Origin of the sequence: Paenibacillus solisilvae (assembly GCF_042656405.1) — a bacterium.
In the GTDB taxonomy this organism is placed as follows: domain Bacteria; phylum Bacillota; class Bacilli; order Paenibacillales; family Paenibacillaceae; genus Paenibacillus_Z; species Paenibacillus_Z solisilvae.
On record NZ_JBHSOW010000051.1, the window covers coordinates 1 to 561 of the forward strand.

Annotated in this window: 1 pseudogene; it reads left to right on the forward strand. The window is 44.9% G+C overall.

The features are described 5' to 3' along the window. Positions 1–118: 118 nt before the first annotated feature. Positions 119–494, forward strand: a pseudogene (locus tag ACFPYJ_RS14935) (dihydrofolate reductase family protein); the annotation flags it as partial. Positions 495–561 lie beyond the last annotated feature (67 nt).

Below are 561 nucleotides of genomic sequence, written 5' to 3' on the forward strand. Positions count from 1 at the left end.
GTTTTTTTTGTGGATTAGTAGAATATTTCATTTGGAATTAGCAATCCATAAGAAACAACCCAAGCTGAGATGTCCTAAAATGTAGTAGATATCCCTCATGAATAAAGGAGAACTGAAAATGAGAAAACTCGTTCTATTTCTGCACGCATCGCTTGACGGTTTTGTAGAAGGGCCGAACGGTGAAATGGACATTGGCTGGGTTTCCTACGATGCTGATTTGGAGAAACACGCGAAAGAAATTCTGAGTACTGCCGACACTGTCATTTGGGGACGTGGGACTTATCAGATGATGCACAGTTACTGGCCCATCTGTGCCTTCGAACCCATCAGCTTCGCAGCATGAACGGAATCATGCCGAGTGGATCGAAAAGACAGCCAAAATCGTTTTTTCCACGACGCTGGAGAAAGTCGAATGGAATAATTCCAGACTGGTGAAAGAAGATATCGAGGAAGAGATCAAGAACCTCAAACAACAGCCAGGCAAGGATATGGTCGCTCAGCTCATCGCACATGCGAAACGTAGTGTGGGAGAACGAACTGCTGTCGAAGAAGCTAAGGCAG